The organism is Streptomyces sp. P9(2023) (assembly GCF_032436795.1).
GTDB lineage: Bacteria > Actinomycetota > Actinomycetes > Streptomycetales > Streptomycetaceae > Streptomyces.
Map to the genome: position 1 here is coordinate 1 of NZ_JAUPWM010000044.1, position 12,625 is coordinate 12,625.

Below are 12,625 nucleotides of genomic sequence, written 5' to 3' on the forward strand. Positions count from 1 at the left end.
CTTCACGGGCGGGCGGCACGGCCGGGGAGTCGGGCGGGGCGGGCATGTCCCGCAGGGCTCGGACGGGGGAGGTCGGCAGCAGGACCACGGGCACGACCTGGAGGAGCGCGCCTACGGCGAGGACGGCCCGTACGTCGAGGAGGAGCGCGAGGGCTCCGGCGGTCGCGGCGGCCAGGGGGCGGCTTCCGGCGGTCACCGTGGTGCCGGCCGCCTGCATCCGTCCCTGGAAGCGCGGGTCGCACCGGATCCGGCGGAGCGACTTCTCCGCGTTCTGCATGTCTCATGAGACGGTCTGGCCCCACAGATCGCTTGCCGGTGCGGGTCTCGAGGATGCCTTGGAGTCGGGCCCTTGCGGAGGAGGTTGAGACAGGGCGTACTCGAAAGTGGTTGGCCGTGAGGTTCACTCGGAAGAGGCTGGTTGGAGATCTGGCGGATAGTCGCTCGTGGACGGAGCGGAGGGTGGGAAGAACAGCGTTGCCGGGGTCTGACGCCCCAGCCTTCGCTGACTGACCGAGGTGATCGCGGTGAGCCGTTCCAAGACAGCCTCCGAGTTCGCGACCGGCACGGCCCATACGCGTAACCAGCAGGAGCCGTACTCTGCCGCTGCGTGTCCTTCCGGCCCGGCCGTGAGCGCTTGGCACTCGAAGACCACTGCCTGGTGCGGCGCCGTGACGCTCGAGCCCGGATGCCTGACGTTCGCTGGCCGGGTCGGCGTCACGGGTCTTCACTCGCACGCCGCGGTACAGCTGATGGTGGTGACGGAGGGGGAAGTGGTACTGGGGGATATGTACGGGCAGCGCCTGGCGGTGCGGGCCGCGTTGATTCCCACGAGGGCTGTTCACGTCGTTCACGGTCCAGGAGCCACGGCCGTCTTCGTCTACTGCGACCCGGACGGACTCCTCGGACCCTTCAGGACTGTTTCGCGGGCGAGCAGCGAGATCGCCTCGGCGCGTGGGCCGCCGCAGCGGGGCCGGCTCGGCAAGCGGCCGAGGCGTCCAGGCAGGATCGAGTCGGCCAGGAGGCACTTCGCGCACTGGGAGGCGGGCCGTGCCCGGTGCGCACAGGTCACCCAGCAGTACGCCGCGCCATCGGCCGTACGCAGTCCCTGCTGGGCGGCCCGGTGCGGCTGCAGGATCTGGCTGAGGCCGTGGATCTTTCCCCGAGCAGGCTCGGCCAACGCGGTCGAGACGTGATAGAGCACGGCGTCCGCGTCGGCCACGAGCCGCACGATCTGACGTGTGCCCGCTTCGTTCAGCGCGTGAGTGGCCTCCGGGCCGCTGGAGAAGTCGGTGACCGCCGCGCAGTGGACGACGGCGTCCACCCGTCGCACCACGTCGCTGTACACGGCCGGGTCCAGGCCGAGAAGTGGTGCGGTCAGATCGCCGACGAGCAGCTCGTCGGCACCGGGAACGGTGGTGCGGTGGATGAGGGCGATGACGTGGCAGTCGGAGAGTTCGGCAAGGAGCGCCGTACCGATCACGCCGGAAGCGCCGGTGAGCAGGACGGTGGGAGCACTAGACACGAGCGAGCACCTCACGGATGGGCAGGATTGCGCGTACGAGAGGACAGGAGCCGCCGAGGGTCCGAGTCGGGAGGGCGGCGCGGGGTATCGGCGCCCCGGCCCACAGGAGGGCAAGGGGGCGCCGCGGAATCCGCCCCCGTACCCCGGCGGACGCCGGAGCGGGGCGGTGCAGCAGAGCAGGTGGGACCGAGGGGGGCTCAGGGGATGCGCAGCGGATCGCCCGCCAGAGCGTCCACCAGAGGCGCGGCCATGCGGGCCCGCGAGGGCGGGTGGAACGCCAGCGCACGACAGGCGGAGTTCAGGTACGCGATGTCACCGGAGGAGATGAAGGCCATGCCGCCCAGGGCCTCGATCGTCAGCCCGAGAACCCGGTTGATCGCGTCCTGGGCGGCGTAGCGGCAGATCAGGGCGGACGCGAGGGCGTCCTGCCCGATCGGCTCGGTGGACGCGGCCAGCCCCTCTACAGCCAGGACGGCCGCCTCCAGGGCGGTGGCGGCCTCGGCGCGCACCGCAGCGTCGACCTTGGTGTTCGCGAGGGTGCGTTCGACCAGCGCGGAGGCAGCGCCCAGGTAGCCGGCGGTCATCAGCAGCTCGAACCAGACGAAGCCGACGGTCTGCAGGTGGTCGAGGCGTCCGTCGTTGGTGACGTCGGTGCGCACCAGGAGTTCGGCGGGCACTTCCACGTCGTCCAGGACGACCTCGTCGCTCTCGGCTGCGGCCAGGATCGGGCTGCCCCAGAACGGCCGTACGCTCACTCCGGGGGCTTCCGCGGGGATGAGGGCGATGGCGAGTTGAGGTGTGCCGTCGGGGCCGGGCAGGGTGACGGAGGCGGTGAGCAGGTTCATCGACCGGGCGAGACTGCATGGCTTCTTCGACCCGCTCAGCCACACCTTCTCGCCCTCCGTGCGGGCGGTGAGGTTGGGGGAGAGGATGCCCTGGCCGGTGCGGCCTTCGGCGAAGCCGGAGGCGAGCAGGAGTCGGTCCTTGGCGATGGCGGCCAGCAGCATCCACTCCAGGCCGTCACTCAGGGCAGCGGCCTCGACCAGGGAGGCGACGGAGAAGTGGTGCATGGTCGTGGCCACGGCCAGCGACGGGGAGCGGGCCCCGATCGCGCGCTGCACCCGTACGGCCGTCAGGAGGTCGGCGCCGTGGCCCCCGTGCTCGGCGGGGACCAGGAGCGCCGGCCCGCCGGCCTTGGTGAAGGCGGCCAGCCCCGGCCCGCCGGCGCTCTCCAGGTCCATGAGCGGGTATCCGGCCAGCTGCTGGTCCAGTCCGGGCATCACCGTCTCGAGAGCGGCGCGTTCGCGGTGCAGGAACTTCATCCCCGGATTCCCCCACAGTGTCGTGTGCTGATCGCCGAACTGCCGCCCATCGCAGGCTGGTTGGGCCGTGCTTGAGGCGACACCCAAGACGCTACGAACAGGCCATGCAGAACCCGTGCAACGCATATGCAGCTGCCGAACAGGATTTCGCGTGTAGGGGAATGTGTCGTTCCTTGAACTCGGCCGCCGGAGGGATGCCCGGACACAAGGCCGCCCCGGTGTCGTTGATGACACCGGGGCGGCAGGTAGCTGCTGAGGGGCGGGCGGGAGTCAGTCGTCGAGGCCGATGCGCTTGTGCAGGCGGGCCAGGGGGCGAGGGGCCCACCAGTTGGCTCGGCCGGCCAGGCGCATGAAGGCGGGCACGAGGATGCCCCGCACCAGGGTGGCGTCCACGATGACGGCCAGTGCCAGACCCACCCCGAGCAGCTTCAGCGGGGTGAGCCCGGATGTGGCGAACGCCAGCAGGACGGTGGCGACCAGGACGGCCGCGGCGGTGACGAGGCGGCCGGTGCGCTCCAGACCCCACGCGACCGCGGAGACGTTGTCGCCGGTGCGGTGGTACTCCTCCTTGATCCGGGAGAGCAGGAAGACCTCGTAGTCCATGGACAGGCCGAAGGCGACGCAGAACATCAGCACCGGTGTGTCGATGTCGATGGCCCCGGTGACGGTGAAGTCGCCGACCAGCCAGCGCAGATGCCCTTCCTGGAAGACCCAGACCATGGCACCGAAGGTGGCGGTGAGGCTGAGGAGGTTCAGCACGATGGCCTTGAGCGGGATGAGGAGGCTGCCGGTGAACAGGAACAGCAGCAACAGAGTGGAAGCGGCGATGATGCCCAGCGCCCAGGGCAGCTTGTCGCCCAGAGTGTCCTTGGAGTCCACCAGCAAGGCCGCCTGCCCGCCGACCAGGCTTTCGGACGGTGAGGGCACGGCCCGCACGGTGGAGACCAGGGACATGCCTCGCTCGGAGTACGGCTCGGTGTCGGAGGTCACGGACAGCCAGGTGCCGGATGCCGTGTCCTTGGCGGCGAACCGCTGGGAGAGCTCGCTGGGCGGGGCCACTTCACGGCCCGCGTTGTAGGAGCCGGTCGCGGCGTCCACCCGGGTCACGTCGGGCAGCTTCGACAGAGCGGTGGCGTAGGCGGCCACCTTCTCGGAATCCGTCGTGGGGTCCAGGTCGGGCAGGACGACAGCGATGGGTGAGCCTTCCTGGCTGTCGAACTGCTCGCGCAGCACCTGCGCGCCCTGGTGGGCGGTAGAACTGGTGGGCAGGACCCGGTCGTCGCTGTCGGCGAACTCGACACGCAGGAACGGGATTCCGAGCGCGATCAGTACCGCGGCCACGGTCAGGGCGAAGGGCAGCGGGCGGCGCATCACGGCCATCGCCAGCCGGTGCCAGAACCCTTCGCGGTCGCTGCGTGCGCCGCTGTTCTTCGACTTGCGGCGCCACCACCGTACGTTCCAGGCGTCCACCCGGCGGCCGAGTACGGCAAGTAGCGCGGGCAGGACGATGACCGAGCCCAGTGCGGCCAGAGCCACGACGGCGATCCCCGAGTAGGCGAAGGAGCGCAGGTGGTACATGGGGAAGACGAGCATCGCCGACAGCGACAGGGCCACCGTCAGTGCGGAGAACAGCACGGTGCGGCCGGCGGTGCGCATGGTCTCGGCGATGGCCGGATGCACCTCGCGTCCCGCTGCCAGTTCCTCGCGGAAGCGGGTGACGATGAACAGGCTGTAGTCGATGGCCAGGCCGAGCCCCAGTGCGGTGGTGATGTTCACCGAGAACACCGAGACCTGGACCACCATGTCCAGGAGCCGCAGGACGACGAACGAGCCGATCACGGCCAGCACGCCCACGGCGAGCGGGGTGCTGGCGGCCACCACGCTGCCGAACACCAGCAGCAGGATGATCAGGACCAGAGGAGCGGACAGCATCTCGGCCTTGACCAGGTCCTCCTCGCTCTGCTTCTCGATCTCCATGCGCACCGCGGTGGCCCCGGTGACGGTCAGTTTCAGTGGCCCGCGCTCGCCGATGACGGTGGGCATCACACGCTTGGCGTGCTTGCGGACCTGGTCCTCGTCCCCGGCGAGACGCACCATGATCAGGGCCGACGTCCCGTCCTTGGCCTTCAGCGCCTCGGCGTTGCCCAGAGACCAGTACGAAGCGGCCTGCACCACGCCCGGTTCCTTGGCCAGGCGGTCGGTCAGCGCCTGGCCCTCCTTCGCGGCATCGGCTGCGTCGACGGAACCGGCGGCTCTGGCGATGAACACCAAGTGCGGGGAACCGCCTTCGAACCGGGTGTTGAGCAGCTCATCCGCGCGCGCTGCCTCCGAGCCGGGGGCGGTGATACCTCCCTCGGAGAGGCGGCTTTCCACGTCGGAGCCGAACGGAACCGCGAACACGAGTGCGGCCAGGGTGAGAAGGAGCACCAGCACCCGCCGCCGGGCGAGCCATGTGCCCAGGCGCGCGAGCCCTCGCGCGGGGGGCGGTGGTGGCGGAGCAGGGCTGGCGGGTTCGGCTGTCACGGTGGTGCGGGCAGCGGGTCGGGTTCCCACGCCTCCTCCTAGGGGTGAGTGCGGCCCACGACGGGGCCGGCAGATGTAAGAGATCAAGGGCCGGCGAACACAGGTGGCCACCGGACGGGCAGGGACGCCTGCCACATTCATCCGCGCGCGCAGAGAGTGCCGAACGCTGCGGGCAACGGCGTCAGCGTAGAGAGCCGCAGGTCAGCAGAGCGGCAGCGCACATACAAGGCACGTGCAAGAAGGGGCACAAGATCACCTCCGGCTCGACTCGAGCGCGGCGGGACCCGAAAGGGCGAGGTCCGGCTGCCAGATGGGGAGTTGTACCTCGGCATGCAGGCCGCCGGCGGGGGCGCGCTCCAGCAGCACCTCGCCGCCGTTGGCGCGCGCCAGACTCGCTGCGATCGCCAGCCCCAGCCCAGAGCCCTCGCCGGGTTCGGCATCGGGGCCGCGCCAGAACCGGTCGCAGGCCCGCGAGCGATCCGCGGCGCTCATGCCGGGCCCCTGGTCCTGGCACTGAACCGCCACGACACCCTCGTCGGCGACCACCCGTAGACGGATCGAGCTGCCACTCGGGGAGACGCGTACAGCGTTGTCGAGAAAGACGTCGAGGATCTGGTCGAGCGTGCCCGGGATCGCCGCGCCCAGCGGCTCGCACCCTTCGACGATGTCGATGCCGACGGCACAGGGGGCGGCCACCGTCCGCCAGGACGCCACCCGCTCCTCCAGCACCGCGAGGACGTCGACCGGGTGAGCGGGTTGCTCCTGGCTCTCCGAACGAGCCAGGAGCAACAGGGCGTTGAGGATGCGCCGCATCCGCTCCGCCTCCGCCAATGCCTGGGCAAGGCGCGCGGAGCCGTCCTCGTCGACGTATGGTTCCAGGTTCTCCAGACGCAAGGACAGCGCCACCAGCGGCGAGCGCAGCTGATGACTGGCGTCGGCGACGAACGACTGCTGAACTTGCACCTGGTGCTGGACCTGCTGTGCCAGGTGATTGAACGTCTCGGCCAGCACCCGAAGCTCCGGCGGCCCCAGGTCCACCGGTACGCGCGCATCGTGGTCCCCGGCGGCGAAATCCAGCGCGGCCCGCTCCAAGTACCGGATGGGCTTCAAGATCCACCGGGCCAGCGGCTCTGCCAGGAAGGCGGCCACCGCCAGTGCCAGGAGAGCGATGACAGCGATGATGACCCATGCCGTTACTACGCTGACCTGCAGGTCGTCGAGGAACGAGCAGATGACCACCACCCCGACCAGCACACCGCCGTGGACGACCGGGACAGCGATCACCAGCTCGGCCGCCTGCCAGGACGTCCGCTGTTCCGCCGAGTCTCTGAAGTCACCCGTAAGCGCGGCTCGCACCGGCTCCTCGTCTCGCAGCTCCTCGGGCGAGAGAATGCACAGCGCGCCCAGTAACGCCCGGCCCGCCGCGTCATAGACCTGGATCCGTCCGCCGGTACGGTCCTGGAAGTCGGCGATGTGCCTGCGTGCCCTGTCCGAGTCGCCGCCGCGCACCACATCGGCGGCCAAGTCCTTCATCTCCCGTGCCTGCTGCGTGCGGATCTGCGTGAGCTGCCGCACCGCCCGGTCGTCGCGCTCCGCCGCCAACGGGAGCCCGAGCACCACCAGCACCACCGTCGGTAACACGACCAGGGCAGCGACCAGATGACTCCGCACGCTGCCGACCTTCTTTCCGCTCCGCCCGGCGAGCCCGCCGCGCGGCCCCGCCCTGTCGCCGCCCTCAGGCCGCATCAGCCACCGCCAGGCGGAACCCGACTCCCCGCACCGACTCGATCCACTCCCGGACACCGAGCTTGCTGCGCAGAGAACCGACATGGACGTCCAACGTCCTGGTCGATCCGTGCCAGTTGGCGTCCCATACCTCGTTGATCAGATCTTCACGGGCACGGACGGCCCCCGCGTCTGCCGCGAGGGCCGCCAACAGATCGAACTCGCGCCGCGTCAGACTCACCGGCTCGCCATGAACCCGCACCTGACGAGCCCGCAGGTCCAACACCAAGGGGCCCGCAGTCCAGCAGTCCTCACGGGACTCGCCACCAGCGGCAGCAGTAGCGGGGCCGGTGACCCGGCGTGCCACGGCATCCATCCGGGCCAGCAGCTCGCGCATGCTGTAGGGCTTGGTCAGATAGTCGTCCGCCCCTGCCTGCAACAGCAGGATCCGGTCCACCTCCTCCGCGCGGGCCGTGACCGCGATGATCGGCACCCACGACCGCTCCCGCAGCCGGCGGCAGACCTCCTGCCCGTCCAAGTCCGGAAGCCCCAGGTCCAGCAGAACGAACTCGGTCCTCTCCGCCGCCGTCAGTGCCTCGCGCCCCGTAGCCACCCTGGTCACGTCGTGGCCGAACCGCTGCATGGCTTCCCCGAGCGCATCCGCGATCCTCTGGTCGTCCTCAACAATCAGAACGTGCATCTCAACCCCCACAGGCGATGCGGCCGACCCCCCGCCGACCGTTCCGATATCGGATCCTAGCGATATCATCGACGCGTGGCGATGAAACCAGAAGGTAACTTTCGCGCCCTTTGCGGCTTCATTGTGTGAGCTGGGGGCACTCCTGCCGTTCCCGTCGTGGGTGCGGCGTCGGGGGATGGTCGCCATCTCCGCTCACTGCCCGTCATCACGGGCGGCTGCCCTTCGGTGGCATCCCTGAAGGTGAGGTGCGCGGTGCGCCTCGGACCTTGGTGCATTGCGATCGGGATTCCCCCTTGTCAATGCATCGGCAGAGTTCGCTATCATCGTTCCATGACGATGAATAGTGCGGGGGTGGCCCCGTCGGCCACCACGACGACGTGCGGGGCGCCGTCGGCTGCCGTTGCCCTGTTCCGCTCCCTGGGGGAGCCGGCCCGCTTGGCGATCCTGATGCGCCTGGCCGAGGGCGAGGCGCGGGTGGTCGATCTGGTCAGGGCGCTCGGCCTGGCTCAGTCCACGATTTCGGCGCACCTGGCGTGCCTGCGCGACTGCGGCCTGGTCGACTCCCGGGCCGAGGGGCGCTCGTCGTTCTACTTCCTGGCCCGCCCGGAGCTGCTGGACCTGCTGGCTTCGGCCGAGGATCTGCTGGCCGCCACGGGCGAGGCCGTGGATCTGTGCCCCACCTACGGCCGCACCCCGGCGGCCACCCAGCGCAAGGAGGACGACCATGGGTGACGCCTGCGGTTGCAGCGGCGACGAGCCGCGCACCGGTGCCGAGACCGAAGAGGCCGCACCGGAGAAGATCTGGCAGGTCAGCGAACTGCAGTGGGCCGCGGTCGGCGGAGTGTTCCTGCTGGCCGGCTTCATCACCGGCCTGGCCGGCGGCTCGGAGACGGTCCAGCTGGTCCTGAACGCGACAGCCCTGGCCGCCGGCGCCTGGACGTTCGTGCCCGGCACCCTGCGCCGCCTGGCCAAGGGCAAGATCGGCGTCGGCACGCTGATGACGATCGCCGCCGTCGGCGCCGTCGTCCTGGGGCAGGTCGAGGAAGCGGCCATGCTCGCCTTCCTCTACTCCATCAGCGAGGGCCTGGAGGAGTACTCCCTGGCCCGCACCCGCCGCGGCCTGCGCGCCCTGCTGGACCTGGTGCCCAGCGAGGCCACCGTGCTGCGCGACGGGGCACAGGTCACCGTGGACCCGGCCACCTTGAAGCTCGGCGACGTACTGCTGGTCAAGCCCGGCGAGCGCCTCGCCACCGACGGCACGATCCGCAGCGGCCGCAGCGCACTCGACGTCTCCGCACTGACCGGCGAATCCGTCCCCGTCGAAGCAGGTGTCGGCGAAGCGGTGTACGCGGGGTCGATCAACGGCACCGGCGTGCTGGAGGTCGAGGTGACCGCCACCGCGGCGGACAACTCCCTCGCCCGCATCGTGAAGATCGTCGAGGCCGAGCAGTCCCGCAAGGGCACAGCCCAGCGCCTCGCCGACAAGATCGCCAAGCCACTGGTTCCCGGCATCATGATCCTCGCCGCCATCATCGCCATCACCGGCAGCGCCCTGGGCGACCCGCAGACCTGGATCGAGCGGGCCCTGGTCGTCCTGGTCGCGGCTTCCCCGTGCGCCCTCGCCATCTCCGTGCCCGTCACCGTGGTCGCCTCCATCGGCGCCGCCAGCCGCCTCGGCGTCCTGGTCAAGGGCGGAGCCGCCCTCGAAGCCCTCGGCCGGATCCGCGCCGTCGCGCTGGACAAGACCGGCACCCTGACCCGCAACGAGCCCACCGTCATCCGAACCGTCTCGGTCGACGGCCGCAGCGACAAGCTGGTCCTTGAGATCGCGGCCGCGCTGGAGGCCCGCAGCGAGCACCCCCTGGCCCGCGCGATCCTGGCCGCCGCCCCCGAGTACCCGCAGGCGGAGGGTGTGGAGGCGGTCACCGGTGCCGGTCTGATTGGCACCGTCGACAGCCGCCCCGCCCGCCTGGGACGGCCCGGCTGGATCGAGGCCGGCACTCTGGCCGACGATGTCACCGCCCTGCAGGACGCCGGCGCCACCGCCGTCCTCGTCGAATACGACGGACACGTCATCGGTGCCATCGGCGTACGGGACGAACTGCGCCCCGAGGCCGCCGAGGTCGTCGCCCGCCTGCACGGCTCCGGCTACACGGTGGCCATGCTCACCGGCGACAACGAGCGCACCGCCGCCGCCCTGGCCGCCCAGGCCGGCATCACCGAGGTCCACGCCGACCTGCGCCCCGAGGACAAAGCCACCCTTGTCCGCGGCATGCGCGAGACGCGGCCGGTCGCGATGGTCGGCGACGGCATCAACGACGCCCCCGCCCTGGCCAGCGCCGACACCGGCATCGCCATGGGCGCCATGGGCACCGACGTCGCCATCGAGACCGCCGATGTCGCCCTCATGGGCGAGGACCTGCGCCACCTTCCCCAGGCACTCGACCACGCCCGCCGCTCCCGCGCGATCATGCTGCAGAACGTCGGCATGTCCCTCGGCCTGATCACCCTGCTCATCCCGCTCGCCGCATTCGGCGTCATGGGCCTGGCCGCCGTCGTCGCCGTCCACGAACTCTTCGAGATCGTCGTCATCGGCAATGGCGTGCGTGCCGGACGCGCCCGCCCCCTGCCCCCGGTGCCGGCACCGACAGCAGCCGAGCGGCCTGTCCCGGCGGCGGCAGGAGTCTGAACCATGTCCGAGCAATCCACCCGCGTGTCCTCGGCGGCCCGGCGGCGCGCGGCCCTTGCGGCCGGCGCCGCCGCCCTGGCCGGAGCCGACCTCGCCCTGAAAACCTGGGCCCAGGACACCCTGGCCGGAGCACCCGTCGGCCCCGACTTCGCCCAGCTGCGCCTGGCCTACAACCCCGGCGTCGCCTTCTCCATGGGCGACACCCTGCCCTCCTGGGTGGTGATCGGCTTCACCGCCCTGATCACCGCCGGGATCGGCGTGGCCGCCTGGCGCACGGCTCCCAAGTCGAAGGCCGCCACCGCGGCGCTCGCCGTCATCCTCGCCGGCGCCGTAGCGAACCTGATCGACCGCGCCGGTGACGGTGTCGTCACCGACTACCTCCACACCGGCTGGTGGCCCACCTTCAACCTCGCCGACGTCTTCATCGTCTGCGGCGGTCTCGCCGTCGTCGCCCTGTCCTGGCGCCGCACCGACCAGGAGCACGCAAAGGCACCTGACATCACCTGAGGACGGGAGGGGCGAACGCCATGGCTGTCCTCGCGCTCGCCCTGTTCGCGGGGTTCCTGCTGCTCGCCGGCGTCGCCCGGATTGTCGTCCAGTACCGCCGCACCGGGGACACCGGCGTCCGTCGGGCCCGTGCGGCGGGCCCGGCCCAGCTATGTGCCCGCGCAGCCTTGATCACGGGCAGCCTCCTGACCGGGTTGCCGCACCCGCGGCCGGACTTCTGGGCGTGGATGCGGTACCCGTCCTGGACCAGCCGGGCCTGCGAGCGGTCGGCGCCGTCATCGCCGTGCTCGGCATCGCCGCCGTCATCGGCGCCCAGAACGCCATGGGCGCCTCCTGGCGCAACGACGTAGATCCCACCGAGCGCACCGCCCTGGTCACCCACCGCCCATTCCGCCTGGTGCGCAACCCGATCTACACCGCCGCCCTCGCCTTCGCGACCGGCCTGGCCCTGACCGTGCCCAACTTCCTCGCCCTGCCCGGCCTGGTGCTGCTCCTGTTCGGCCTGGAACTCCAGGTGCGGTACGTCGAGGAGCCCTACCTGCACCGCATCCACGGCACCGCGTACGAGGAGTACGCCGCGCGCACCGGCCGGTTCCTGCCCGGCGTCGGCCGGCGACGGGGCTGATCAGGCGCCTGGCTAAATCCCTCGGTGGCCAGGTGTCCAGGGCAGAAGGGGTCCCTGTCGTCGGCGATGACTGCGCGGTTGCCGAAGCCGACCCACTGGGAGAACCGGTTGAACAACTCGCCCTTGTTCGTCGCTGCGGTCACCAGCGTGCGAGGGCTGGGCCAGGCCCCTGTGGGCCTGTCGGGTCATTCCGGATTTCGGCGCCCGCGACGGGGGTCAGCCCGTGGGTGAGGGGGCAGCTGTCGTCTTGCGGCCGTCCGGGGTTCCGGCCGGCTCGGATTCGAGGATCCAGCAGACGCTGGCGTTGTCGTGGTCGGACGGCTGGCCGTGCTCGGCGTGGGTGAGCAGGGTTTCGAGATGGGCTTCGAGGGTGACGAGTTCGGCGATCTGGGCGCGTACGTTGTCCAGTCGCTCTCCCAGCAGGCGTCCGACGTGGCCGCAGGGGCTCTCGCCGCGGTCGTGGACGGTCAGGATCTGCCGTACTTCCTGGAGGGACATGCCCGCGGCCTGGCAGCGGCGGATGAACCGGAGCCGGTCGGCGGTCTCGGGGGCGTAGTCGCGGTGGCCGCCGGGGGTGCGGGTGGGGGGCGGGACGAGGCCGGTGTCCTCGTAGAAACGGATGGTCTTCGTGCTCGCGCCTGTGAGCCTGGCCACTTCGCCGATCTTCATCGCACCCTCCACTTGAACTTCCAGTGCGCTGGAAGTGTAACGCTGTGCGTGTTCCAGGGTCCCCCTGCAACCGACGACCGCGGATCCCGGCGGTCGCCCCACGCAAGCGAGGAGCGTCAGATGAGCGACACCACGTACACGGTCACCGGCATGACCTGCGGCCACTGCGGCGACGCGATCACCAAGGAGCTCAGCGACCTCCCCGGTGTCCGCAAGGTCGATGTCGATGTCCCCTCCGGCCGGGTCACGGTGACCAGCGACAGCCCGCTGGCGACGGAGGACGTACGGGCCGCCATCGTCGAGGCCGGCGAGTACGAGCTGGTCGCCTCCTGACGCTTGCCGG

At 70.7% G+C, this 12,625-nt stretch carries 11 protein-coding genes and 1 pseudogene; 5 read left to right on the top strand and 7 right to left on the bottom strand.

Annotated elements, in window-relative coordinates; translation table 11 throughout:
• The 6 genes and pseudogenes from Q5762_RS32510 to Q5762_RS32535 all read right to left on the bottom strand — a co-directional run.
• Window positions 1-277: pseudogene (locus Q5762_RS32510) on the bottom strand (MFS transporter); the annotation flags it as partial.
• A gap of 600 nt (window positions 278-877) precedes the next feature.
• Complete coding sequence (locus Q5762_RS32515) at window positions 878-1,522, bottom strand: SDR family oxidoreductase (RefSeq protein ID WP_315895877.1); 645 nt, start codon at window positions 1,520-1,522, stop codon at window positions 878-880.
• Between the two features lie 197 nt (window positions 1,523-1,719).
• Window positions 1,720-2,844 (bottom strand): acyl-CoA dehydrogenase family protein, encoded by a 1,125-nt coding sequence (locus Q5762_RS32520; protein WP_315895878.1) that lies wholly within the window; start codon window positions 2,842-2,844, stop codon window positions 1,720-1,722.
• 270 nt (window positions 2,845-3,114) lie between these two features.
• Entirely contained in the window at window positions 3,115-5,397 is a 2,283-nt protein-coding gene (locus Q5762_RS32525) for an MMPL family transporter (RefSeq protein ID WP_315895879.1), read from the bottom strand.
• Window positions 5,398-5,619: 222 nt separating this feature from the next.
• Window positions 5,620-7,038, bottom strand: a complete 1,419-nt coding sequence (locus Q5762_RS32530; RefSeq protein ID WP_315895880.1) for a HAMP domain-containing sensor histidine kinase — start codon at window positions 7,036-7,038, stop codon at window positions 5,620-5,622.
• Between the two features lie 64 nt (window positions 7,039-7,102).
• Window positions 7,103-7,792 (bottom strand): response regulator transcription factor, encoded by a 690-nt coding sequence (locus Q5762_RS32535; protein ID WP_315895881.1) that lies wholly within the window; start codon window positions 7,790-7,792, stop codon window positions 7,103-7,105.
• Between the two features lie 330 nt (window positions 7,793-8,122).
• Here Q5762_RS32535 and Q5762_RS32540 point away from each other — a divergent pair, with 330 nt between their 5' ends.
• The 4 genes from Q5762_RS32540 (at window position 8,123) to Q5762_RS32555 (ending at window position 11,613) form a co-directional block, all read left to right on the top strand.
• Window positions 8,123-8,524, top strand: coding sequence for a metalloregulator ArsR/SmtB family transcription factor (locus tag Q5762_RS32540; RefSeq protein ID WP_315895882.1), 402 nt, complete (start codon window positions 8,123-8,125; stop codon window positions 8,522-8,524).
• On the top strand, window positions 8,517-10,481 hold the full coding sequence (locus Q5762_RS32545) for a cation-translocating P-type ATPase (protein WP_315895883.1): 1,965 nt from the start codon (window positions 8,517-8,519) through the stop codon (window positions 10,479-10,481). Before Q5762_RS32540 ends, Q5762_RS32545 begins: the two co-directional genes overlap by 8 nt.
• 3 nt (window positions 10,482-10,484) lie before the next feature.
• Entirely contained in the window at window positions 10,485-10,988 is a 504-nt protein-coding gene (locus tag Q5762_RS32550) for a signal peptidase II (protein WP_315895884.1), read from the top strand.
• Window positions 10,989-11,211: 223 nt separating this feature from the next.
• Entirely contained in the window at window positions 11,212-11,613 is a 402-nt protein-coding gene (locus Q5762_RS32555; RefSeq protein WP_315895885.1) for an isoprenylcysteine carboxylmethyltransferase family protein, read from the top strand.
• Between the two features lie 216 nt (window positions 11,614-11,829).
• Here Q5762_RS32555 and Q5762_RS32560 read toward each other — a convergent pair whose 3' ends face one another.
• Window positions 11,830-12,282 (bottom strand): heavy metal-responsive transcriptional regulator, encoded by a 453-nt coding sequence (locus Q5762_RS32560; protein WP_315895886.1) that lies wholly within the window; start codon window positions 12,280-12,282, stop codon window positions 11,830-11,832.
• Between the two features lie 120 nt (window positions 12,283-12,402).
• On the opposite strand from Q5762_RS32560, the gene Q5762_RS32565 reads away from it, so the two are divergent.
• The gene (locus Q5762_RS32565) at window positions 12,403-12,615 is read left to right on the top strand and encodes a heavy-metal-associated domain-containing protein (protein WP_315895887.1); all 213 of its coding nucleotides are present in this window, start codon (window positions 12,403-12,405) and stop codon (window positions 12,613-12,615) included.
• Window positions 12,616-12,625: the final 10 nt, after the last annotated feature.